1 protein-coding gene is annotated in these 1,751 nt (G+C 50.0%); it reads left to right on the top strand.

What is annotated here, in order from left to right:
- Positions 1–1,273: hypothetical protein (locus E1189_RS14025; protein ID WP_230460400.1), on the top strand; the 1,273-nt coding region annotated here is incomplete at its 5' end.
- Between the last annotated feature and the right edge of the window lie 478 nt (positions 1,274–1,751).

Raw genomic sequence — 1,751 nt, 5'->3', positions numbered from 1 at the left:
AAGAGCCCTCAACAATTCAACAATAGAATGCCAAACATGTCACTGGACAGGATCTTATGATGAGCGAGAGACTCATACCTCCTGCAAAACAACAACACAAACAGCAGCAGCCACAAGTGTTTCAGCACACCATTCGGCGGATTCCGAGATAGATGAAGGTTTCCGTCTTCTGGAAACCAATCCTCAAGGAGCATTAACGGCGACAGCTGCGTTATTAACAAAACACTTAGGAGACCCCCGTCACTATGCCCGTGTTGTCGAATTAAAAGCTCAGGCCTTATTTCTTCTTAGCGATTTTGATGGGTGTGTTGAGTACATCACTTCTCTTTCACCGGAGTTTCAATACAACAAAGGGGTGATAATGGCAAAAGCCCAGGCTTTACAGGCAAACGGTCATTTCACTGAAGCTTTAGCACTTTTCCGGTCTATCTATACAAGATACTCAGAATCTTTCGATGAAAAAAAAACCAGTGGACTGGCTCTATGCAGACACCTCCAGCTCATGGGCGGCACGGATGATATGAGAACAGCCCTGGACATCTACACCTGGCTGCACACCCATATGCGTAATGACATAGAGATCGAGCTGGCTCTAGGTAAGCACATCCAGCTCATGGGTAGCACGGATAATCTGATAGCAGCTCTGGACACCTTCACCCAGCAGCGCACCGAGGCGGCTGAGGGGCGGACGAGGCCCCCCCGTAATAGTACAGAGGTCGGGCTGGCTCGGTGCAGACATCTTCAGCTTATGGGCGGCACGGAGAATCTGAAAATGGCTCTGCGCGTCTACGAAGAACTGCGTACAGATACGAACGGAGGGCGGATTCACGCTCCCTCGCCAGACACAAGGGTTGAACTGGGTATAGCAACTACGCTCATTGGTATGGGGGCATGGAGGGAGTTTGATGAACTGCACCTCGATACACGGCCGTCTTTAGGATTCAAAGCCTACCTGTGTATCTGCCGCCGGAACCTTCAGGAATTAGCGGAAACGGAGGGCGTCGGGCCCGAGCGTTTGGCCCTTCTAAAGAAGGCGTTACATTGGGCAACTCTTGCGGTGGAGAAAAGTGGAGAGAAAAGTGCCCCCTGCCTCTATCAGCTGGGCCATTGCTTCCGTCTCTTATCCACATGGCCGAAATCTGAACTGCAAAGTTCAGGTATCGAAGAGAAAAAGGAAAATGAGTTCAGAGAGCAATCGGCTCTATTCTTTGCCAAAGCCAACAAACTTATCCCCTATCAGCACGAACGGCAGACAGGTGCTCTCAGGAGGTAACCAACACAAGTGCACACTGGGCTCAGAGATCCAGTCTATGCAAGCCAGGAAAGCTTCCCCTGAAATCGCGACCCGCACCTGCTGTGCTTTTGCAAGGGAGCGGGTAGCCCGGCTGCCATCTCTGCCTTTGTCCTCATGACACACCTGTTAAGACAAAAGAGAACTCTGAAAGCTAAGAATTATCCAACCCATAGCGGAATAAAAGAACAACACCAGGAGCGTAACCCGCTACGAGACCAAGGCTGTGACGCAGCAAGAACGGAAAAATACGCCACGAGTATATGAAAAGAATGGTTGGGGTACTTACTGGACATGGACAGCTATGAAGGAGTCTAACAATGCAAATAACAAGTACGCCTGGCTCAGAAAGTACACAAATAGACCTTGGTAATGGATTAGCCTTGTATCCAAACTATCCCGTGCGCCAATGTCCGGTATGTTTGAGTGCTTTAGCCACCAGGATAACATGCGACGCACC

It is taken from the genome of Parendozoicomonas verongulae (genome assembly GCF_009711465.1).
GTDB classification, from domain to species: domain Bacteria; phylum Pseudomonadota; class Gammaproteobacteria; order Pseudomonadales; family Endozoicomonadaceae; genus Sansalvadorimonas; species Sansalvadorimonas verongulae.
The sequence above is the reverse complement of the archived record's forward strand: the minus strand, read 5'-3'. Positions and strand labels throughout refer to the sequence as shown.